At 69.3% G+C, this 21,563-nt stretch carries 20 protein-coding genes; 17 read left to right on the top strand and 3 right to left on the bottom strand.

Annotated elements, in window-relative coordinates; all coding sequences use genetic code 11:
- Position 1: 1 nt before the first annotated feature.
- From ACZ5VD_RS39225 to ACZ5VD_RS39155, 15 genes are all read left to right on the top strand, one after another.
- Positions 2 to 2,794 (top strand): hypothetical protein, encoded by a 2,793-nt coding sequence (locus tag ACZ5VD_RS39225; protein ID WP_468685229.1) that lies wholly within the window; start codon positions 2 to 4, stop codon positions 2,792 to 2,794.
- Between the two features lie 35 nt (positions 2,795 to 2,829).
- Positions 2,830 to 3,933, top strand: a complete 1,104-nt coding sequence (locus tag ACZ5VD_RS39220; RefSeq protein ID WP_468685228.1) for a C40 family peptidase — start codon at positions 2,830 to 2,832, stop codon at positions 3,931 to 3,933.
- Entirely contained in the window at positions 3,930 to 4,580 is a 651-nt protein-coding gene (locus ACZ5VD_RS39215) for a hypothetical protein (protein ID WP_468685227.1), read from the top strand. Before ACZ5VD_RS39220 ends, ACZ5VD_RS39215 begins: the two co-directional genes overlap by 4 nt.
- The gene (locus tag ACZ5VD_RS39210) at positions 4,556 to 7,186 is read left to right on the top strand and encodes an ATP/GTP-binding protein (protein ID WP_468685225.1); all 2,631 of its coding nucleotides are present in this window, start codon (positions 4,556 to 4,558) and stop codon (positions 7,184 to 7,186) included. The genes ACZ5VD_RS39215 and ACZ5VD_RS39210 overlap by 25 nt, the downstream gene beginning before the upstream one ends.
- The gene (locus tag ACZ5VD_RS39205; protein ID WP_468685224.1) at positions 7,177 to 7,356 is read left to right on the top strand and encodes a hypothetical protein; all 180 of its coding nucleotides are present in this window, start codon (positions 7,177 to 7,179) and stop codon (positions 7,354 to 7,356) included. The genes ACZ5VD_RS39210 and ACZ5VD_RS39205 overlap by 10 nt, the downstream gene beginning before the upstream one ends.
- Before the next feature lie 1,271 nt (positions 7,357 to 8,627).
- On the top strand, positions 8,628 to 9,230 hold the full coding sequence (locus ACZ5VD_RS39200; protein ID WP_468685222.1) for a hypothetical protein: 603 nt from the start codon (positions 8,628 to 8,630) through the stop codon (positions 9,228 to 9,230).
- On the top strand, positions 9,224 to 10,114 hold the full coding sequence (locus tag ACZ5VD_RS39195) for an ATP/GTP-binding protein (RefSeq protein WP_468685220.1): 891 nt from the start codon (positions 9,224 to 9,226) through the stop codon (positions 10,112 to 10,114). The genes ACZ5VD_RS39200 and ACZ5VD_RS39195 overlap by 7 nt, the downstream gene beginning before the upstream one ends.
- Before the next feature lie 111 nt (positions 10,115 to 10,225).
- Positions 10,226 to 10,843: an SAF domain-containing protein gene (locus ACZ5VD_RS39190; protein WP_468685218.1), complete on the top strand. Its 618-nt coding sequence runs from the start codon at positions 10,226 to 10,228 to the stop codon at positions 10,841 to 10,843.
- Positions 10,843 to 11,670 (top strand): hypothetical protein, encoded by an 828-nt coding sequence (locus tag ACZ5VD_RS39185; protein WP_468685217.1) that lies wholly within the window; start codon positions 10,843 to 10,845, stop codon positions 11,668 to 11,670. The genes ACZ5VD_RS39190 and ACZ5VD_RS39185 overlap by 1 nt, the downstream gene beginning before the upstream one ends.
- A complete protein-coding gene (locus ACZ5VD_RS39180) occupies positions 11,660 to 13,153 on the top strand; it encodes a CpaF family protein (RefSeq protein ID WP_468685216.1) in 1,494 nt (497 codons plus the stop codon). The genes ACZ5VD_RS39185 and ACZ5VD_RS39180 overlap by 11 nt, the downstream gene beginning before the upstream one ends.
- Positions 13,150 to 14,100, top strand: coding sequence for a type II secretion system F family protein (locus ACZ5VD_RS39175; protein WP_468685214.1), 951 nt, complete (start codon positions 13,150 to 13,152; stop codon positions 14,098 to 14,100). The genes ACZ5VD_RS39180 and ACZ5VD_RS39175 overlap by 4 nt, the downstream gene beginning before the upstream one ends.
- Positions 14,097 to 14,981, top strand: coding sequence for a type II secretion system F family protein (locus ACZ5VD_RS39170; RefSeq protein ID WP_468685213.1), 885 nt, complete (start codon positions 14,097 to 14,099; stop codon positions 14,979 to 14,981). Before ACZ5VD_RS39175 ends, ACZ5VD_RS39170 begins: the two co-directional genes overlap by 4 nt.
- 47 nt (positions 14,982 to 15,028) lie before the next feature.
- Positions 15,029 to 15,244: a hypothetical protein gene (locus ACZ5VD_RS39165; RefSeq protein WP_468554696.1), complete on the top strand. Its 216-nt coding sequence runs from the start codon at positions 15,029 to 15,031 to the stop codon at positions 15,242 to 15,244.
- Entirely contained in the window at positions 15,244 to 15,669 is a 426-nt protein-coding gene (locus ACZ5VD_RS39160) for a TadE/TadG family type IV pilus assembly protein (RefSeq protein ID WP_468685211.1), read from the top strand. Before ACZ5VD_RS39165 ends, ACZ5VD_RS39160 begins: the two co-directional genes overlap by 1 nt.
- 14 nt (positions 15,670 to 15,683) lie before the next feature.
- Complete coding sequence (locus ACZ5VD_RS39155) at positions 15,684 to 16,184, top strand: TadE family protein (RefSeq protein ID WP_468685301.1); 501 nt, start codon at positions 15,684 to 15,686, stop codon at positions 16,182 to 16,184.
- 20 nt (positions 16,185 to 16,204) lie between these two features.
- On the opposite strand, the gene ACZ5VD_RS39150 is transcribed toward ACZ5VD_RS39155, so the two are convergent.
- Genes ACZ5VD_RS39150 through ACZ5VD_RS39140 form a run of 3 tightly spaced genes read right to left on the bottom strand, consistent with a single transcriptional unit; the run spans position 16,205 to position 17,383 of the window.
- The gene (locus tag ACZ5VD_RS39150; protein WP_468685210.1) at positions 16,205 to 16,540 is read right to left on the bottom strand and encodes a hypothetical protein; all 336 of its coding nucleotides are present in this window, start codon (positions 16,538 to 16,540) and stop codon (positions 16,205 to 16,207) included.
- A 36-nt stretch (positions 16,541 to 16,576) separates the two neighbouring features.
- Complete coding sequence (locus ACZ5VD_RS39145) at positions 16,577 to 17,110, bottom strand: DUF4262 domain-containing protein (RefSeq protein ID WP_468685208.1); 534 nt, start codon at positions 17,108 to 17,110, stop codon at positions 16,577 to 16,579.
- Positions 17,111 to 17,164: 54 nt separating this feature from the next.
- On the bottom strand, positions 17,165 to 17,383 hold the full coding sequence (locus ACZ5VD_RS39140) for a hypothetical protein (protein WP_468685207.1): 219 nt from the start codon (positions 17,381 to 17,383) through the stop codon (positions 17,165 to 17,167).
- A gap of 62 nt (positions 17,384 to 17,445) precedes the next feature.
- On the opposite strand from ACZ5VD_RS39140, the gene ACZ5VD_RS39135 reads away from it, so the two are divergent.
- The gene (locus tag ACZ5VD_RS39135) at positions 17,446 to 17,886 is read left to right on the top strand and encodes a TadE/TadG family type IV pilus assembly protein (protein ID WP_468685205.1); all 441 of its coding nucleotides are present in this window, start codon (positions 17,446 to 17,448) and stop codon (positions 17,884 to 17,886) included.
- Positions 17,886 to 21,299, top strand: coding sequence for a LysM peptidoglycan-binding domain-containing protein (locus ACZ5VD_RS39130; RefSeq protein ID WP_468685204.1), 3,414 nt, complete (start codon positions 17,886 to 17,888; stop codon positions 21,297 to 21,299). The genes ACZ5VD_RS39135 and ACZ5VD_RS39130 overlap by 1 nt, the downstream gene beginning before the upstream one ends.
- Positions 21,300 to 21,563: the final 264 nt, after the last annotated feature.

Here is a 21,563-nt window from a genome sequence, read left to right as displayed (position 1 = left end):
CATGGTGCGTCTAGACCGCGCGACCCTCCGCTCGGCCGGCTTCGTCCTGCTGCTCACCGGCGTGTTCCTTCTGGTGAACAGCCAGGTCGTGTACGCGGCCGGGAGCACCAGCGAGAGCGGTGACCTGCTCGCCCCGCTGAACATCGCCTCGTCCGAGGGCGTGCCGATCAACGGGTACGAACTGAACGCTTCGGGCGGTTCCATCATCGCCTTCAAGACCCAGGCCCTCGCCTTCGCCCTCTCCGGTCTGTTCACCCTGATCCGGCTGCTGGTCGGCCTTGCGGGGTGGGCGATCGAGGTGGCCTTCCGGTTCCCGCTGCTGAAAATCCTCACCCGGCCGGCGCAGAAGGCCGCCGACGCCTACAACGACGTGGTCATCGACACGCTCGGGCTGAAAGGGCTGCTGCTCGCCTGGGCGTTCGTCTTCACCGCCTTCATGATCGTGCGCGGCCGGGTGGGCCGCGGTCTGGGTGAAATCTTCCTCACCCTGCTCATCGGGGCGATCGCAGCCTCGGCTCTCGTCCGCCCCGACACCCTGCTCGCCCAGAACGGCCCGCTCGGGCAAGCCCAGCAGGTGGCCGCCGAGGTCGCCCAGCAGAGCGTCGACTCCTATGACTGGGGTGGCGAACTCGCCAGCAAGAGCCCCTGCGACGGCATGGCCGGCAACGCCGAGATCAAGTGCTTGGAGCGTGAAGACGAGGCCCCTGCCTCCGCACAAGACGTGGCCCGCCCGCTCCAGGACTCCATCACCAACGCTCTGATCGTCAAGCCGTTCATGCTGCTCCAGTACGGCCACACGCTCGACCCCGCCAGAGATTCCGACCGCAAGGCTTACGCCGTGCACCTGAAATGGGTCTCCGGCGGATACAAAGCCGTCGCCAAGGACGGCGACGGGGACGCTCATTGCGATCTGCTCGCCAAACCGGCCCGGAAGTACTGCGAGGAGGAGAACAAGAAGGAGGAAGCCTGCAGTCTGCTGTACGGGCCGGCCAAGGAGTACTGCGAGCGTGACACCGGCGACGTCCCGCGCACTCTGCCGGAGCTGACGCCCGGGGGAGAGCTCTTGGACGCCTCCCACGCGATCGTCACCGACGAGGACCAGGAGTTCGCCGCCTTCCTTGCCGATATGGCAAAGGCCGGGGATGTCGGCAAGGCATGTGCTGCCTATGCCGAGGAGCCGACCTGGTGGCGCGTCGGCGGCGCCGCCCTGCTGCTGATCGCCGCGCTGCTCATCTGCGGCATGCTCCTGTCCAGCGCGATCGTCCTGCTTGCCACCCAGGGCATCTGTGCTGCGGCAGCGGCCGTCGGCGGCGTCACCTTCGTTGCGGGCATGCTTCCCGGCCCCGCACGCCAGTCGGTGTGGAAGTGGCTGTCCCTGTGGGGAATCGCGGTCCTGGCCGTGGTCGGGATCTGTGCCTTCGTTCCGTTCTTCGGGATCGCCGTCGACGCCACCATCACCGACGGGCCCGACCTGATGGTCGAGCGGATCCTGCTGATCGACGTGCTGGCCATCGCCGGTGCGGCCGGGCACCGCCGCCTGCTGATGGGCATCACGTCCTTCGGCCACCGCATGGCGATGCGGATGCGCTACGCCAAGGTCGGCGGCACCCACCTGCCCGGTGACACCTCCGAACTCGGCGCCGCCCTCGCCATGAACTCCCCCGCCATGCTGGGCGGATACGGCGGCGGCCTGCGCGGCTTCACCGGCGGCGGTGGCGGCCGGTACCGGCTGCTCGGCACCCGCCAGCGCCTGATGGGCGCCCTCACCTCGCTGGCTGACGGCGCGGGCATGCCCCTCGACACCAGACGGGTCCTGGCCGACGCCACTGCCGAAGCCGGCCGGGGACTCGCCCCGCTCACCGCGGCCGCAGCCGTGGGCGGCCTGGCAGCACGGCTCGGCGCCAAGGGCGCGTACGGGCTGCTGATCGGCCGCCGCCCGGACAAGGACCAGCTGGCCAGGTGGCGCAAGGCCACCGCAGACGGCGACCCAGGCGCGGGCGGCCCACCCGGCGGCGCAGACGGCGGATGGGGCGGCGTAGGGCCGCGCCGGCCCGGCGGGCCGCCCGACCGGTACCGCAACGCCGACGGCCAGATCATCGACCGTGACTCCGGCCAGGTACTCCACGACCAGAACACCGACCGCACCCTGCTCTCCACCCGCGCCCACAACCGGCTGGTCCGCCTCCGCGGATACCGCATCCTGAACCGCGGCGGCCGAACCGGGTACGGGGCGACGGTCGGTCTGCCGGCCAACGTCCAGCGGGCCCGGTCGGGAAGCTCGCGCTACGCGCAGGACGCCCGCCAGCAGGTGCGGGTGTGGGGCAACACCGTCCGCGAGGACAGCCGGGCCTGGGGCGACACGGGCCGTCACGTGTCCCGTGTCCTGCGCGAACACCGCGACAACAGCAGCGGAACAGGCCCGTTCGCCAGCCGCCGTCTGCCCACCACAGCGCCTAGCACGACGGGCACCGCCCGGGTGACACAGCCGCGCGCGGCAGCCGGCGGAGCCTCCACTGGGACTGCTGGTGGCCCGGCGCCGGCATCCTCCGGTACCGGCACTTCCAGTGTCTGGGGCCCAAACGACGCGCTGCAGCGGCTCCTCAACGATCCCGCAGAACTCAGGCGCCAGACCATCGCGAGCGTCGCACGCACAGATCCGGACCTCGCCCGCCGGATGCAGGGCGAAACCGCCCGGCCGGCGCCGGGCCGGACACCGGAGCAGATACGACAGGCCGAGGCACTGCGTGAGATGCGGGCACGCTGGCAGGCCGACGGGGGCGGTGAGGACGAGTGAGGCCGCCGGGGCGCCGTGTCCGGCGGTGGGGATGCATGATCACGCTGCTGATGTTCGCCGCCGTGTGCTGCGCCGTACCCGTCTCGAACTCGATCAGCGCATACATCGCGCTGCAGACCGGTGCGCGCGACGACGGCAGGAGCGGCAGTGCCGCGGGCATCCCGCCGCGGATGCTGACCGCCTACAAGAAGGCCGCTCAGCAGATCGGGAAGCACGTGCCGACGTGCCAGGGCATGCGCTGGCCGGTCCTCGCCGGGATCGCCAAGGTGGAGTCCAACCATGCCGTGGGCCGGAACATCACCGCAGGCGGAGACATCCGCCCGAAGATCTACGGGGTACTCCTCAACGGTTCCGGGGCCGCCGGCAACACCACCGCCTTCCCGGACACCGATAGCGGCAAGTGGGACGGCACCGCGACAGGTGAGCGTGCTGTGGGCCCCTTCCAGTTCCTGCCCTCCACTTGGGAGAGCGTCGGCAAGGACGCAGGCGATGACCAGGTCGCCGACCCGCACAACGCCGACGACGCCGCGCTCACAGGTGCCGTCTACCTGTGTGGAGGCGGCCGTGACCTGACCCGGCGCGCCCAACTCAACGCCGCAATCTGGCAGTACAACCACTCCAGCGAGTACGTCGCCAACGTGCTCGGGTGGATCGACCAGTACACGGCGGCCGCCAAGGACCCGGACCTGAAGAACGTGTCCGGGAAGGTCCGCACCGTCATCGAGACGGCGCTCGCCCAGCGCGGTGTCCCCTACTCGTGGGGCGGCGGCAACACGAACGGCAAGTCGTACGGATTATGTTGCTCGCCAGGCGGTTCGAGCGGCGCGAACGTCAAGGGCTTCGACTGCTCGGGCCTGACCGTGTACGCCTACGCCAAGGCTGGCATCCAGCTGCCGCGCACGGCAGCGGCCCAGGCCGGGGTCGGCCAGCGGATCCCCGCCAGTCTCGGCACCGGCGCCCTCAAGCCCGGCGATCTCGTCTTCTACGCCGACGCCCCCGGCCACGACGTAACGATCTACCACGTCGGGATCTACCTGGGCAGCGGACAGATGGTCAACGCCGCCCGGCCGGGCACTGCGGTCCGCCTGGACGCGGTCAACACGATGTCCGGCTATGCGGGAGGGGCCCGGCTGCTGTGACCACCTCTCCAGTGTGCTCGCCGCGCCTGCTGCTGACCGCCACTGTGATCCTGGTCGTGGCCGGGGTGGTCCTGCTGACGATGCCGTATGTGGCGCCGAGCGCACCCGCTATCTCGGCGACACTGCACGCGACTGACTCCACGCCGGTTACCGCGGCAACCACTGCCTCCAGCCGCCCTCCGCAGACCGGGGCACCCTCATCGGCCACGGCCTCCACCGCGACGGCGCAGCCGGCCGCCGCGTCCGCAATGCCGCCGCACGGCGAGGGCATTGCCGGCGATGCGGCGATCCAGAACTCACTTGAGGACGCCTGGCCTGCCGACCTTTCCGACGCCGACGAGCACACTCTCCTCGCCGCCGGCCGTGGCCTGCTGCGAACAGACGCCACCGGGATCGGCCGCACCAAGTGGCCCGCACTCTTCGGCGACCCGGACCAGGCGATCGCACCGGCGTTCGCCACCGCCCGCTTCCGCATCCAGGCGGCCATCGCCCGCAGCGACGACAGCCCGGACAAGGCGGTCGTGCACCTGGTGTGGGCGGGCAAAGACCGCGGCGGCACCTACACCGAGCGGCACGTCACCAACTGGTACTTCACCCGCACTGCGACAAAGGGAGCATCCGCGTGGACACCCCAGCCCCGTACGTGACCGGTCATACCGATGAGACGGCAGCCGGCCAGGCACTGGGCCTGCTGGCCGGCCTGATCGACGCCGCCAGCTGGCTCTACGACCACTGGTACCTGCTCGCCCTGGCTATCGCCGCGACCTGGCGCACGGGCGAAGTGCTGGCACGCCGTCTCGCCGCACGCGCCTCGGCCGAGCGGATGGCCCTGGAGCTCGTCCCCGACCGGCACTTCGACCCGGGCCCGGAGGAGATCTTCCGGCGCGGCGTCCAGCTCGCCCGCGCCTCCACCGCCATGCCCTGGTGGGCGCCCCGCCGGGCGAAGACCGTGCAGATCCGGCTGCGCGCGGACGGCACCGAGCCGCTGCGCTACCGCATCGAGGGCCCCGCCGGCGGTGAACGGCTGCTGTCCATCACCCCGTTCGGGCCGGACGTCACCGTCAAGCGGGCCCGGCCGATCCTCGACAAGCCCCGGACACACACCGTGCGGGCGGAGTTCATCCTGCGCGGCAAGCCCACGGCCCCGCTACGCGAAGTGCCGCTCTCCCCCGACCCGCTCCAGCCGCTCGTCGATGCCGTGTCCGACCTGCGCGCCGGGCTCGGCGACCTCGCTGAGATACGGCTCGACATCCAGCGCGCCCCCAAGTGGTCACTGCGGGCACGCCGCCTGCAGCTGATGAGCGCCGCCCGCCGGTCCGAACGCCGCCAGGCCCAGCGGGCCGCGCGATGGATCCGTCAAGACGCCAACGGCATCGAGGACTCCTGGGGCAGGCAGCTGCAGCAGCTCCTCAGTGTCAGGCCAGGCTCGGGCTCGGGTCGGCGGCTGGTGATGCCGCCAGTGCCCCGCCGGGTGGAGCCGGCCGAGGCCCTGGGAAAGCTCGCCGAGGACGACCACCTGGTCCGGGTCCAGCTGCTCGTGATGTGCGCGTCGAACACCGAGGGCCGTGCCCAGGCCCGGCTCGCCCAACTACAGGCAGGCGTTGACGTGTTCGGTGGCCGCTCCCGGTGGGCCATGCGCGGGTGGCGCCTGGGACCGTGGCGGGTGGGCGCCGACCACTGGCCCACCCGGCACGGCTTCGAACGCCGCTGGCGTCTGGGGCACTGCCAGCCGCCCCGGGCGAACTGGGTGAGACTGGAAGAGCTGACCGGCCTGCTCAAGCCGCCCACCGTGCACTGCCGTCTGCCGGTGCTCGCCGGTGACCTGCCGACCTTCGCCTTCGGCGAGCCCGAGTTGCTGCTGCAGGGCATCTACCGGGGCCCTGACGGCAGGCAGCGTCTGGTCGCCACCTATGCCGAGGAGACCCTGTTCGAGGTCGGGGTCGGCAAGGCGGGCGGCGGCAAGACGGAGCGGGCCCTGGCACAGGCGATCGGCTGGGCGCACGCGGGCGGAGGGCTTGTCTTCGTCGACCCGCACCGCGACTCGTGGCCGCGGGCCACCACGTTCCTGGCACACGAAACCCTGATGCCCCGGATCGCGCTGATCGACCTCAACGGTCTGGGTCCCAACCCGCGGGTGAGTTCGTGGAATCCGCTCGCCATGCACCAGGGCCAGACGGCGCACGAGGTAGTCGAGGCGATCACCGACGCCTATGCCTCCGCACTGGCCTGGGACGACGCGACCGCTCCGCGCGCGCTCACCATCCTCACCTGTGCGCTCACTGTGCTGGTCGCCGTCAACGAGGCGGCCTGCCAGGCCGGCCGGCCCGAGGACCAGGCCACGATCTTCCACGTACGGGCCCTGCTCACCGACCCGGCCTTACGCAAGGCAGCACTCGCCGCGGTCACCGACAGGCTGGATGAGGAGACCCACTCGTGGTGGACAGCGGTGTTCCCGGCCCTGCCGCCCGACGCATTCGCCGTGGTCCTCAACCCGATCACCCGCCTGGCCGCCAACCCGATCACCCGCGCCTTCCTCGGCCAGCCGGTCGGCATCTACAACATCCGTGCCGCGATGGACTGCAAGATGATCGTGTGGGTGTGCCCGCGCGGCAACGGGCCCACCGACCGCCTGCTGACCGCTCTGCTCGCCCGCGATCTGCTCCGGGCCGCGCGCTCGCGGCGTGACACGCCCGAGGAGCAGCGGGTGCCGTTCCGTCCCTACTTCGACGAGCTGATCACCCTGACCGGCGCGGCCCCGGAGACCATCGCCGCGATGTTCGAGGATCTCCGCAAGTACCGCTGCCACGTCCACGGCATGACCCAGCTCCTGTCCCGCCTGCCCACCCCCGTACGGCTGTCCCTTGTACAGAACGCGTCCACGCTGGCCACCACCGCCGGGTCGAAGTCCGCAATCGCGCCGATCACCGCAGAGTGGAGCGACAACCCCAGCCCCGACCGGGTCGCCACCATGGAACGCTTCGAGCACTACGTGTCCATGAACGTACACGGACGCCGCATCGGGCCCATCCCACTGCGCGGACCCCATCTCGACGACATCTTCGCCGCCCAGGCCCGCCCGAAGGATGTCCCGGCGCTGGAGCGGGCCGCGCACCTGAACGCCGGAGCCCTCCCGCTGGACCAGCTCACCGACCGCGCCGCACAGCAGCTCGGCCGGGTCATCGCCTTCCTCGCCGCGCATGTCCCTGCCGGCGCCCCCGCTGGCCAACTGTCGAAGAAAGACGAATGGAACTGACCACCGCCCGGGCCAAAGACCGTACGACAGCGGGCTTCACGCCCAGCCCCACCAAGCCCCTCAAGCACCAGCTCTTGGCCATGCTCGCCCAGTACCGCATGGCATCCACCAACCAGCCGCACGTACTGCTGCGTCCCGACCGCTCCCGCCAGTCGTCTCGGAACGGCTGAACCAGCTGCTCGGCGAGCGCCTGGTCTACTTCGTCCGCTCGTGGCGGACCGGGCCCTCCAAGTGCCACCGGGAGCAACCGTCCTCGAAGACCTCGAACTTAAGGGTCCTACCAGCGATGCCTGGATACCACTCGTCGGCGGCGAGCCTCGTTCATGGACAGAGCTATCAGACGGCAGCACCGTCGACGGGAAGGAACAAGCACGACCGCGAACGGGCATACGGGGTGCACTGGGCAGCGGTGGACCGGCGCTCCGGCGATAAGCAGCACAGGTGAGGCGACGAGCAAGGCCAGGGGTTCCAGAGCTCGTACGGCCCTGAGCTGTGCCCGCTCCTCTCATCGCACTCGCCGGGTCGTCCACAACGCGCCTGCATGGGCGAATATCAGCGTTGCAATCCCCACGAAAAACTCTTGCTGTTTGCTCTCGCGAACACCTAGAATCCTCCTGATCCGCAAGCCTTATGTCGCAACTACCTTTACACGCCACGATGATTGAGGTCTCCAGGATGACACCAGCCACTGACAAACTTCGCAGTAATGAACAGCACACCGAGGGAGCGTGGCCTGCCCGAACGCGGGAGGCTTCCCGCATCGGGAGGGCGTGGGTGGTCGAAGGGGCCAGTGACTTCGACCTAGACGACCTCGACTTGGTGCGCCGCCGATTCCCGGACCGGCGCGTGACCCTCGACGGGGACGTGATCACCGTCTGGCCAACACCCTCACCCACCCAGTGAGGCGGCCCCTTCTCGCGGCAGCCGCCGACCGGCACCGAACCCAGGCACCGTGGCCAGCCTGGCAGCCGCCCGAGCCCACCACGGCTGACCTCCGCACGCTCAGGCCGGGGAGAGCCCATACGTCCCCCTACGACTCCATGCCGCCCCAGCGGGCACCACCGCAGACGGCTCCCGCCCGCTGCCGTTCGATACACCGGCCAAGGCCTCCTGCCGCAGGGAGCGTCCGCGCGACCGCTCGACACCTGGCAGCCCTGCGCAGTGCCGATTGCCGCCACCCATCACACATCCAAAAAAGGGATGAGTGGTCGCTTTTGATCTGGGGCGACTTATCACCGCTCATGACCTCGTGTGACCAGATTCGTTCCGAGTTGTTCCTGATAACTCACGCATACGGCTGGGATGTTGACTGGCATATGCGTAGGGTTCCCGCTACAAAGAGCGCATCCGTGCGACCCAAACAGGGCGCAAGGTCGGGTTTTGCTTCCAGGCGGCTGCAGACTGAGCAGTCTGGTCGCCGGGCACTGATCGGGGAGGGATCGTGACCCGCCACCACCGGACAGACCATTCCGCTGTCCACATCCGCAAGCTCTCAGCCGCGGCCCTCACACTGTGCGCCGCGCTCGCGATAACCGCCTGCAGCCCATCCGACGCGAAGGACGAGCCCAGCGACGAGCCCTCGTCGGTCGCGCCGTCCCCGACGGCTTCCATCACCGCTGATCCGAAGGAGACAGCGAAGAAGCAGGCAATCACGGCGTACGGGGCCTATTGGCAGGAGATGGAAAAGCTCTACGCCGACCCGACGGGTAAGAGCGCGCATCTTGATCAGTACGCCGCATCAGCCGCCTTGAAGAACGCAGAGTCAGACGCCAAACGCGCCCATAACGGCGGACTCATCTACCTCGGCGACGTTGCTGTCACCGACCAGACGGTTACCAAGATCGACGTGTCGAGGAAGGTCCCGTACGCGAAGGTATCCAGTTGCCTGGACATCTCGCGTTGGCAGACCGTCGATGCCGAGACCGAGAAGCCCGTGTCCCTCCCCGCTAACCGGCTAACGAAGTATGTGATCGCAAGCACAGTGGAGAAGTATCCGGAAGGGTGGCGCGTCACCCGCGACGAGCCCCAGGGAAAGTCGTGCTGACCCGCCGGGTCTCCGTCACCACGGCTGCTGTCTTAGTTGCTGCGTTCGCCGTTCCCTTCAACAGCTACGCGGATGACGCGCCCAACGGCGGCGGCAGTGTGAAATGCGGGCAGTTCAACTGCGAGGTGGAAGTCGACGTTCCGGGCCAGGCCGGCGGCCAGGGCGGCGGCCAGGGCGGGGGCATTGACGCAGACGGATCGGGCGGCAGCGGCAGCTCGGCTACTCAGAGCGAGTTCGCAAATGTCTGCACCTACAAGCTTGCAGACCCGCAGCCGCTCGCTGACAGTTTGGACTGGGAAGGCCACGAACGTGGCGAAGGGGCCGTGTACGAAGAAAGCTGTACCCGAAATGGAGGGGACCTCACGGTCGTTCGGATGGTGTGGCTGGCCGACCCCCCTGAGCAGGAGGCGGTAGACCCAGCTGCGCTGGCGCAGCGCGCGGTTGACTCGATGACGCTGCTCGGTCCTGACATTGCCAGCCCGCGCGCAGCCGGACGGTACACGGTCGGTGTTCCGGTGTGGATGTGGGTCAGGCCGAGCGTCACGACCTACGGGCCCAACACCGCCTCGGCGTCGGCGGGCGGGATCACTGTCACCGCGACCGCGAAGGTGTCGAAGGTCGTGTGGCAGATGGGCGGCGGCGTCAGCGTGACGTGCAACGGCCCGGGCACGGTCTACCAGGCGTCCGAGGACATGACCGAGTCACCAACGTGCGGACACCTCTATCCCAAAACCTCAGCTGGTGCCAAGAACGGCAAGTACCAGGTCACCGCGACCTCGACATGGACGATCAACTGGCAGGGCGGCGGAGCGGCCGGCCAGCTCATCGAGACCCGACAATCCAACGTGCAGGTGGCGGTCGGCGAAGTACAGGTCGTCAGGTAGCGCCACCGGAAGGACTAAACGGTGAGCAAGACCCAAGAACGATTAGAGACAGCCAGCTCCCACGGTGTCCCCCGGCCGGGACAGGTGGCAGCACCGGTCACTCCCCCGAGGGTGTCGGCTCGCAGAAGACGACCAGGTGTCATCGCCCTGTCGCTGACGCTGATCGCTGCCGGAGGGGCCGGGGTTGCTGTCCTGCTGCTGCAGGTCGGCGACCGAACAGAGGTGGTGACGGTCGTCCGTGACGTCCAGGTCGGCCAGGTCGTGAGCGAGGACGACCTGGGCAAGGCCAGCATCGCGCTCGACCCGGCCGTGAAGGCAGTACGCGGCGATGACCTGGACTCGGTGGTGGGCAAGCGAGCCGCCGTGGAACTCAAGCCCGGATCCCTCCTCAACCCGTCGCAGGTGACGAAGGACTCCCTGGTGATGGCCGGTGAGCAACTGGTGCCGATCGGGCTTGAGCCCAAGCAGATCCCGGCCACCTCGCTGGTGCCGGGCCAGAAGGTGCGGCTGGTCCACGTTCCAGCCCAGGGGGCGTCGGAGGCCGGCGAGATGCCCAACACCGCGCCAGAAACCATCGACGGACGGGTCGTGAAGGCCTCCAGCGCCGCCCCCGGCACCGGGATCATGGTCGTCGACGTCGCCACCAGCGCGCAGGACGGCCCCACGGCTGCCGCGTGGGTATCTACCGGCACACTGCGCCTGGTCCTCACCGCTGCGGACGGCACCTGATGACTGTGATCGCGTTGGCAGGCTGCAGTGGCGCGCCCGGCGTGAGCACGACCGCGCTCGCCATGCTGCTGTCGTGGCCGCTGGAGCCGGGCCGACGGATGGTCCTCGCCGAATGCGACCCCGACGGCGGGGCGGTGCTACATGGGCTGCTCCAGGGCACGCTCGGCGACCGGTACGGACTGCGGAACCTCTCGGTCGCCGCCCGCCAAGGCGAGCTCGGCGATGCGTTCTGGCGTCAACTGATCGACCTGGGGAGCGAGGAGGGCAGGCAGCAGCCAGCGCGCGACCGGCTTCTTTTGCCGGGGATCACCGATCCCGCGCAGTCAGCGAGCCTGGGTTCAGTGTGGAAGGCCCTGGGCGTCATCTTCCGCGGCATCGAGGCCGAGCACGGCCACGACGTCCTGATCGACCTCGGCCGCCGGGGGGCTTTCGGTCCGTCCGGTGTCTTGGCCGAGCAGGCCGACGCCGTGATCGTGGTCGTGCGCAACACCTTGCGCTGTCTTCAGGCTGCCGAGGGCCGGGTGCGCGCACTGGAGGAGCGGGTCGGTGACGTAGGCGTTCTGATGATCAACGAAGGCCCGTATCCCGCGGGCGAGGTGCAGCGCGTTCTGCAGGTTCCGGTGGTGGCGACACTGCCGTACGCACCGGACGAGGCCCGTGTGCTGTCGGACGGCGCCGAGCAGCCGCGCCGTTTTACCAGGTCGGCGCTGATGAAGGCTGCCCGTACGGGCAGCACCTTGCTCGTGCAGCGGGCCGCGATGCGCCGGGCCCGCCTCGATCCGCGCGGCACGTTTGCCGCAGGCAGAGGGGTGACCCGTGCGCGGTAGGCCCTTGCACAACGATCCCCTCGTGTCTCCGCCGCCCGGCGGCCCTCAACAGGCTTGGCCCCAGCAGTCGAGCGGCGCGCGTGCCGGCGCTGCCTCAAGTACGCACGTCCTCGGCACTGCCACGCCTCAGGTCACCGTCGACCACAAGGCCGCCCGGCACATCGCCAGCCAGGTCGCCAAGCAGCGCGAGGACTTGCTGAAGACGACGCCTGATATGGACCGGGCCAGCGAGGAACAGCGCTGCCTGGACTGGATCAACGAGGCGGTCGCGCTGTGGTCGGACGCAGCGGCCATGCCGCCGCAGGAAGACGAGGCGCTACGGCGTGCCGTCTATGACCTGCTCTTCCGGGCCGGCCGGCTCCAGCCGTATCTGGATGATGAGCGGGTCGAGGACATCATCATCCAGGGCCCGGGCGCGGTGTGGCTCGACTACGGCGACGGTGAACGCCGCATGGTCGGGCCGATCGCGGAGTCGGAGGATGAACTGCTGGAGCTGTTGCGGGAGTTGGCGAGGGGTTCTGGGCACAGCGAGCGGACCATTTCCACGGCGAACCCCACCCTGGCCCTGTCCCTGCAGGATGGCTCGCGCCTGCAGGCCATCACGGGGCTGGGCCCGATGACCTATGCGGTGATCCGCCGGCACCGGGTCTCCCACGCCGGTCTCGATGACCTGGTGCGGCTGGGCACGATCGATCCGATCCTGCGGCAGTTCCTCGGCGCATGCGTGCGTGCGGAGAAGAACATCATGATTGCGGGGAAGCAGAAGGCCGGGAAGACCACGCTGCTGCGGGCGATGCTCAAGGAGTTCGATCCCGAGACGCGGTTTGCGACCATCCAGACGGAGGACGAGCTGTTCGCCCACGCCAACGGCTACCACCGGCAGGTCGTCTCCTTGGTGGGCCGCGAGTCCAACGGTGAGAAGGACGTCACCGGCCGCGGCGTAGGCGAGGTCACGCTGCTGGACCTGATGCATCCCGCGTTGCGGATGTCGCTGGAGCGGATCGTGGTCGGCGAGGTCCGCGGCCCTGAAGTCGTCGCCATGATGCAGGCGTTGACGAACGGCTCGGGCGGCAATCTGTGCACCATCCACGCCCGAAGACCCGACATCATCTTCGACCGGATCGCCGAGTTGTACGCGCTCGCCCAGGACAACCTGTCCGAGCAGCTCGCCTACCGGCAGACCGCGAACGGCCTGGATTTCATCGTGTACGTCGACATGACGGATGAGACGCAGATCGGCGGCCGCCGCCACCGCTACGTCTCCCACATCCTGGAGCTGACCGGGATCGGCGAGAACGGCCGGCCCGCCACGAACACGATTTTCTCCCCCGGTAGCGAGTTCGGGGACGTGCGGGCGGTGCCGAGGATGGACCCGGGCTGCATCGATGACCTGCGCCGCGTCGGCTTGGACTCCGCCCTGCTGCAGCAGCCCTACGGGGCCTGGCAGGCGCCGCTTCCGCTGATGGTGGGTGTCAGCCGATGACCCTGCTGTGGGGGCTGCTGTGCGGCATGGCCGTCATCGGCGGGCTGATCGGCGTTGTTGCAGGTCTCACTGGTACGACGGCGCCGCGCCGGGCGACGCTTCGGCAACGGTGGCGGGCCCTGCGCAACAGGGAAGAACAGAGCGAGGATGTCCGGCTGCGCCGGCGGACCCTCGCGGCCGCGGCGCTCATGGTTTTCGTGGCCGTGTGGCTGGTCTCGGGTAACTTCGTGGGGGGCGCCCTGCTCGGCGCGGCCGTCATCGGCGTGCCCTGGTTGATCACCCCCACGCAGATGGCGCAGGAACGCATCGGTCAGCTGGAAGCCCTGAGTGAGTGGACCCAGCGTCTGGCTGGGCTGCTGCGGCTGGGTATGGGGCTGGAACAGGCAATGGTCGCCAGCCGTCAGGGTGCACCGGAGGAGCTTGCCCCGCAGGTCGTCAACCTGTCCGACCGGCTGCGGCTGGGCTGGCGGCCGGAGGGAGCGCTCCGCGCGTTCGCCGAGGAACTGGATGACGTCACCGCTGACAAGGTGGTCGCCGCACTCATTCTGTCGGTCAACGACCGCGGCCCCGGCCTGGCCCAGGCGCTGGAGGACCTGGCGGGCACGGTGCGTGAGGAGGTCGCCCGCAAGCGGTCGATCGAGGCGGACCGGGCGAAGCCCCGGACCACCGTGCGGTGGATGACCGTTATCACCATGGGCATCGTGGTGGGCGGGTTCTTCGTGCCGAGCTACACGAAGCCCTACTCCACGCTGCTCGGACAGCTGGTACTCGCCTTCCTGACGGCCGGGTTCATCGCAGTGCTCGCCCTGATGCGGCAGTTGGGTTCCTTCCGCCGTATCCCGCGCTTCCTGATCACCGATGCGGCCAGCACCGTCCGGCTGCCCGCCCCCGCAGCCGAGGCGGACGTGCCGGTCACCGGCCGTGATCTGGAAGGAGTCTCCTCGTGAACCTGCTTCCCGTCGTACTGACCGGTGGCACGGTAGGCGCCGGCCTCGCATTGCTCGTGCGGGAACTCCTGCGCCCCCAGCCCGCGTTGGGACCTGCTCTCGCGCGCAGCGCCCCGGCCGCCCTGGCCCTGCCTGATCCGGAGGTGGACCGCGAGGAGGTGTGGGGCCGGTGGCTGCTGGCCCGCCTGGAGCGTCTTCCCGGTGTGCGGATCCCCACCACCAACCTGGCCCTGCTCGGCCAGGGGCCGGGCCAGTTCATGCTCAAGAAGACCGCACTCGCCGCACTCGGCCTGCTCTGCCCGGTCATCGCGACCATCCCGTGGATCATCGCGGGCGTCTCCCTGCCGTTCTACGTGCCCGCCGGCGTCGGACTCCTCATCGCGGGGCTGCTGTTCATCACCCCGGATCTCGCGGTGCGGGACCAGGCCAAGCGGGCGCGCGAGGAGTTCGCGCACGCGGTGTCCGCCTACCTTGACCTGGTCGCGCTCAAGCGGGCCGCCGACGCCGGCCCCGCCGAGGCACTGGAGAAGGCAGCCGGGGTCGGCCAGGGCTGGCCCTTCCTCTACCTGCAGGGCGCACTGCGCCGGGCCCGGATGGAGAAGGTCCCGCCCTACCAGGCGCTCACCGAACTCGCCGCCGAGTATGACCTGCCCGTCCTTTCCGACGTCGCCGACATCATGCGCGGCTCGGCCACCGACGGCACCGCCGTCTACAAGGCGCTGCGCGCCCGAACAGGCGCGCTCAACGCGGAGTTGCTGGCCGATCAGGCCGCGGAGGCGAACGCCGCCAGCGAGAAAATGACCGCCCCCGGCGCCCTGCTGGCGGTGCTGGTGATGCTGCTGATGGCGTTCCCCGCGGTCATCCGCATGCTCACCGTCTAAGAAAATCCCGGCTCGCCGAATCTCTCAAAGAGCAAGGAGCACAGATCATGAAGCACACCGCAGCCCGCACCCACCGTGCGGTGCACTGGCTGACCACGCGGCTGCAGGATGGCCTGGAGGAAGCCAGGCGTCGGCCAGACCGCGGTGACATCAGCACCACCACCGTCATCATCTGGGTGGCCGCCGTCACCGGCGCCGTACTGATCGCCGGGACCATCGCCGTCGTGGTCGCCAAGTACAACGTCAAGCTCAGCGGACTGTGATGTCTCCTCCCGGGCGGCTGAAGGTTTGGTGGGAAGAACGAAGATGGCGCGACGACCGCGGTGACACCTCCATCCAGATGGCGATCATTTTCCCATTCGTGCTGCTCGCGACGGTGGCCGTGATCCAGACCTCCATGTGGTACTACGCCCGGCAGATCGCCCTGACCGCTGCCCGAGAAGGCCTCACCGCGGCCCGCGCCTACGAGTCGAGCCCGGCGGAAGGTGCGGCCCAGGCCCGGGACGTGCTGCGGCGGGTTGCGGGCGACAGCCTGCGCGGCTACAGCGTCACTGCCGGCAGCGACGGGCAGCGGGTGCGGGTGCAGGTCTCCGGCACGGCCATGTCGATGATCCCGGGCGTCTCGGGCCTGCAGGTCACTCAGTCGGCGTCCGGCCCGGTGGAGCGCTGGACGGTGCCGGGAGAGTGAACCAGATGCGATACATGGCCCGAGGGGCTCGCAGGGGACCCAGCGATGAGGGGAGCGTCGCGATTGAGGCGGCGATCGTCCTCCCGTCGCTGATCATGTTCCTGTGCCTGGCGATCGCCGGCGGACGCCTCGTCACCTCGGGGTCGAAGATCGATGCGGCAGCCGAGGACGCTGCCAGGGAGGCGTCCATCCACCGCACCGCAGGTGCGGCCCTGGGCGCCGCGCGGGCGGCTGCCGCCGAGTCGCTGAACGACCAGGGCATCGCGTGCGGGTCGACGAGCGTCAGCATCAACACCGGCGGTCTCGGCGTGCCGGTGGGCCAGGTCGGGACGGTCACCGTGACCGTGACCTGCACGGTCAACCTGTCGGACCTGCTGCTGCCAGGTGTACCCGGGGCCCGGACGCTCACGTCGACTGCCACGTCGGTGGTGGATCAGTACCGACAGAGAGCTCTTGGCTTCGCGAATCCTGAAGTGCCGTGGAGTACGCACCGAAGTGTGGGAGGTGAGCAGTGAGCACGCGGGGATGCTTTGGTTCACGCTTCGCGCGCCGAGCGTGCTCGCGCTCTTGCTTGGCAGGTTGCTCGTGCGGTGAGCCAGACAGTCTCAAATTCTCCGGCGGTGAGGTCCTGCGGCTCGTGCGCATCCCAGTCGTGGACGGGAACCTCTGCTGTGGCGCCGAAGGTGGCTTCGTAGTCTGCGAGGGTTCCGGCCCGCTGGGCAGCTTCCCATTCTGTCGACGAGGCTGCAGCGACGGGTTTCTCCAGTGGTCCTTGGAGTTCGACCTGGCGGGTGACCCAACCGTCGGCATCAGCCTCGAAGTAGAACCATGTGTCTTCCTGGGCCCAGTAACTGCGGAACCAGCGCGTCATGACGTCATTGTCCTCGACGGCGTGACAGTCGCCTCTTCACAGATCCTGCGTCCAGACCCCGACGGGGTGCTCTTCGGGACGCAGCGACAACCAGGGTTGGCGGTCCAGGAGGTCTTCTCCTCCTGGCTGCCAGGGGAAGACTCCGTCACGGTTGGACCAGACAACCTGGAGAAACGAGAACGGCGGCTTGCGGTAGTAGCCGATCGCGGTGCCGAAGAACGCCTTGTACCAGCGGTAGTCGACGCTCTTGAGGACGACCGAGACGTTCGCGACGTCATGCACCTCCTGCCCGGCTTCCAAGAGTTGTCCCTCGACAGCCTGTCGGGCGAGGTCGTTGAGGAGTGTCTGCATCCGCGAAATGTCCAGGCCGAACATCGCCAACTCGGGTATCCGGTGCTGGTGCCACAGGCCAATGGTGTACGCCCAGCCCGGCCCCAGGTCGTCCGCGGGGATCATCATGACCTGCCAGCCGTGCTGATGGATGGTGTCGACGGTCGACTGGGTGCTGGGGTCCAGTTCGTGGATGTTCTGGCAGACGACGCAATGGCAGGCGCTGTGACCGGTGGGCATAGCCATGAGGCTACGGGGGCGCGTCGGCGGCAGGCTCGGCAGGAGGGGGCCCGGTCACTGCGACGGAGGGGCGTCGGCGAGGCCCGGGGGCTCGACATCGGTGTGGTGGAGGCCGGCGTTGATGGACAGGCCGAACATGTCGTGCCAGCGCTTGGCATCTCCCCGGCTGGCCATGGCTTCGGCGCGGATGCGGTCTTCGCAGATCGAGCGACTGCTGACGCCGTGGCCGAGCAGCAGCTTGATCCAGCGGATGCCGACGTTACGGCTTCCCATGGCACTACAACGGCTTGCAAACCGATGACTCTTCCGACACGAGGTGACTGATGGTTTTCCCGATGATGAGGTCGGGCCGGGCGCGCCCCGATGACCGGGGTGGTGTCACCGTGTTCGTCGCCGTGTGCGTCATCGCGCTGATCGGGATCATCGGCGTCGCTGTCGACGGCGGCAGCAAGATGCGCGCCACCGAACGTGCCGACTACGTCGCCGGCGAAGCCGCCCGGGCAGGCGGGCAGGCCATCGACCCTGCCGAGGCGATCAGCGGCAACGCGATCGTCGTGGACCCTCAGGACGCCCAGACCGCCGCGCAGGCTTACCTACGCTCCGTCGGCGCCACCGGCACGATCAGCGTGTCCGGCGACGGCAAGACCCTCAGCGTCACCGTCACCGGCTCGTACGACACGAAGTTCCTGTCGGCGGTGGGGATCGGCTCGTTGTCGGTGACCGGCCAGGGCCAGGCCACCCTCCTGCATGGCGTCACTGCTCCTGAAGGAGACTGATGCGCCCCACCTCCTCCCCCGCTGCGACGGCCGGCCGCACCCTGGCCCGTGTCCTCAAGGCCGTGCTGAGCTTGACCGTACTGGCCGCCGCGGTCGCCGGGTTGCCGCTGCTGCTGGCCTGGGCCACCCCGGCCATCTGGGCTTCCACCCACGATGACCTCATGCACCTGCTGGACCGGCAGGACACGGGGGCGGTATTTCTGCTGCTGCTCATCGCGGTGGGCTGGATCGGGTGGGCGCAGTTCGCGTTCTGCGCGGTCCGTGAGCTGATCGCGCAGCTGCGTGGCCGGACGTGGCACGTCCCTCGGGGTCTGGGCTCCTCACAGCGTGCCGCCGCTCTTCTGGTCGGCAGCATCCTGGTCCTGCTGCCCACGAACTCGGCTCTGGCCTCCGACGCGCAGGCCGCGCCGGCCACCGCCGCGGCCCTCATCGCCGTTCAGGCGACACAGGCCCCGCAAGCCACCGAAGCCGATCGGGCCCCGGCGTCCGCCGCAAATATCTCGATGCCCCGCACGTCGTACACGGTGCGACAGACGCGGCCCGCCGAGAGCCTGTGGGCCATCGCGGAGCGGGAGTTGGGAGACGGCGAGCGGTGGCGGGAGATCGCCGACCTCAACGCGGGCCGGACCATGGCCGACGGCCAGGTCTTTAGCGCGAACAGCTTTCTGCAGCCCGGCTGGCAGCTTCAGATGCCTGACCCCGCCGGTGCCGCGGGAGGCGCCCGTACACAGCTGGATGACGGCGGCGCTCAATCTGCCGAGAGGAAGAGCGAGCACGTGGTCACGGTCCACTCCGGCGACTACCTGTCGAAGATCGCGGAGGAGGAGCTCGGCGACGGCGGCGAGTGGCCTCAGCTGTTCGAGGCCAGCCGGGACAAGCCGCAGCCGCACGGCCTGCCCGCCCTCTCCGACCCGGACGTCATCTACGCGGGGCAGCAGGTCACGGTGCCTGGCGCCCAGCCCTCCCACAACCGCGACCAGGGTGAGGAGCCGGACGGCCAGGAGAGCGCTCCCCCGGCCACCCAGGATCCCGACGGCGGGCAGAAGCCGGGTGAGGGGACGGGGGACGAACAGGCGCCCGCGCCGAGCCAGAGCACCACGCCTGCACCGGAGTCGTCGGCGCCCAGCGCACCGGCCAGCCGCCCTGCCCAGCAGCCCGGGCAGGGCCAGGCCTCTCCCTCCGCACCGGACACTGCAACGTCCGGGCCCAGCGCCGGCGTCTCGCCCTCTGCCGCCTCCCCTTCGGCGTCGGCTGAATCCTCCGGCTCTGCTGCCTCCTCCCCCGCCACCACGGCGTCCGAGCCCCCGGCGCCGGCTCCGGCCGGCAGCCCACTGAACCTGCGCACCGTTCTCGGCGCCGGCGCGTTGCTGGCCGCAGCCACCACCGGTGCCCTCGCCCTGCGCAGGACGCTGCAGCGCCGCCGCCGCAAACCCGGCGAGAAGATCGCCATCGCACCGCAGACGTCCACGGCAGAAGCCCAGTTGGCGGCGGCCGCCGAGCCCGGCGGAGCTGCCCTCCTGGACGTGGCCCTGCGGACTCTGGCCCACCAGCGGGAAGACGCCGAGGTCCCGCCGCCGCTGCGGGCGGCCCGGATCGGGGCCTGCACGCTGGAGGTATTGCCCGAGGACCTCGCCCTGAAGCCGCAGACGCCCTTCGTCTCGGGGCAGGGCGGTTGGTGGGCTCTGCCCTCCGACGCCGTGCTCCTGGACGAGGAGGCCGCCAGGGAGGTGCCGGCACCGTATCCGGGGCTGGTCACGATCGGCTCCTCCGAGGCGGGCGACCTTCTCCTGATCAACCTCGCGCAGTTGCCCGTGCTGCTGCTGGACGGCAACCCGCTCCACATCACCGAGGTGTGTACCTCGCTCGCCCTGGAACTCGGGATGAGCCCGTGGGCCAGCGACGTCGAGGTCGTCACCGTAGGGTTCGGCGAGGACCTGCCACAGCTGCTGCCCACGGTGCGGATCTCCCACATGCGGCACGCCGCGCACGCCATACGCGATCTGAGCGAACGGCTGTTGGAAGCGCACCAGATACCCGAAACCCAGCATCATCCCTACCTGCTGCTGTGCGCGTCGTCCCTGGACACGGACACGGCCTGGGAACTCGCGGAGGTCATCGACAAGGCCGGCACGGTCCCCGTCACTTTGATCGCCCCGGCGAGTTCGGCAGCCGGGCATTTCCCCGAAGCGGAGATCCTCAACGCCTCACTCAACGAGCCGCAGAACCTCAACTACGCCGGCATCGACATCACAGTGCAGCGCCTGGAACACGCCGCCTACATGCAGATCACCACGGCGCTCGCGGTCTCCGGGCAGCCCGCCGAACCGGCCCGCTTCCCCTGGGAGGACGTGCCACCAGAGCCCGGCCCCAAAACAGCCGTGGTGGTCAAGGAGGAACCCGTTCACGACGGCATCCGTGCCGGCACCGACGCCGGCAGTGCCGGAGCTTCCGTGGCTGGAAGGGACAACAACAAGGTATTTCCGGCCCTGCTGGCCGCATCCGCCGATCCGGCAGGGCTGAACCTGCTATCGACGGCACCAAGCCACCCACAGACAGATCCCGCAAAACAACCGAAAACCGCAACAGGGCAGCCACCGAGCGACACGGCACCACAGCCAGATCGTGGCGGGACGTTGCAACAGCAGAGCGAGGTGCACGATCTGCATGCGCCGCAGATCAGGGTCCTGGGTCCGGTCGAGGTGGACGGCGTGGCCAGCTCCGGACACGGACCACGGATGGCCCAACTGGCCGCGTTGATGTACTTCCGGCCCGGGCGCACGGCCGATGCACTGTGCAAGGACATGGACCCGCTGACGCCCTGGACAACGAGCACCCTCAACGCCCGCCTCCAAGGCCTGCGACGCGCACTGGGCAACGACGCCTCCGGCCACGCGTACGTGCCGCGCCGCCGTATCGGAGACGATCCCTACCGTCTCTCCCCCGCCGTACGCTGCGACTGGGGCCACTTCCTGCAGCTCGCCGAGCGTGCGCTCCCCCAAGGACCGGCCGGACTGCCGGACTTAGAAGCAGCCCTGAGGTTGGTGCGCGGGCGACCCTTCGGCTCACGGCCACTGCCCTGGGCCGAGCCCCTTCAGCAGGAGATGACCACCCGGATCATCGACGTCGCCCACACCGTGGCCGCCCACCGCACCCCACCCGGCCCTCACCACGACCTCGGCAGGGCACGGCAAGCCATCACAACCGGTCTCGAGGCCGACGACAGTGCAGAGCTGCTGTACAGGGACTGGATGCGCATAGAGCACGCCGCCAAAAACCGCTCCGGCCTGCGCACCGCAATCACCCGCGTCCAACAGGTCAACCGGGCACTGGACTGCTCACTTGAGACCGAGACCGAACAACTCATCGCCGAACTCCTCGCCCCTGCCCACGAACACCGGACGGCTGCCCCATGACCGTCCTCCACTCCACAATCACCCGGCAGATCTCCAGCCCCACGACAGCTGATCCCGGCAGGACAGCACGCCGTACCCTTGCGAGAACCCTCCCGACAGAGGGCTGCTCATGACCGGAAGACACCACCACACCAGCCATACAGGTACCCCCGGCACTGTCCGTATCGGCCGGATGCACCGGATTCTGATCGGCGTGGTCGTCGCCGGTGCGGTCGTCATCGCCGGGATCGGCTTCGCCGGTTCGTACGCGGCGGTCCGTGAGCT

It is taken from the genome of Streptomyces sp. NPDC032822, from assembly GCF_055578825.1.
This window is presented reverse-complemented; position numbering and strand designations above follow the sequence as displayed.